Raw genomic sequence first — 256 nt, forward strand, 5'->3', positions numbered from 1 at the left:
GAGCGTCCGGTTATCCCAGGAGTTCGATCAGTACCTGCGTGACCTCTGCGCAGACAGAGTCCGCAGGGGCGAGGTCCTGAAGCGCCTCCTTGAACGCGGACGAGCCGACGGCACCCTCGAGAGAACCGTTCAGGAACTGGAGAGCGAGCGGAACTCGGAACTGGCAACCCTGCCGTCGGACGAACTTTTGCGTCGGCACCGGAAGGCCCAGCGCAACCTGACCGAGCTCGAGCAGGCGTTGTCTCAAGCCTCGCTC

The 256-nt window shown here is 64.1% G+C and carries 1 protein-coding gene; it reads right to left on the minus strand.

Going from position 1 to position 256, the window contains the following annotated elements; genetic code table 11:
- The coding region (locus SB717_RS37570; RefSeq protein WP_410908232.1) for a hypothetical protein at window positions 1–256 on the minus strand (256 nt) is incomplete at both ends.

This window comes from Priestia sp. SIMBA_032 (genome assembly GCF_046535215.1).
Lineage (GTDB): Bacteria > Bacillota > Bacilli > Bacillales > Bacillaceae_H > Priestia > Priestia aryabhattai.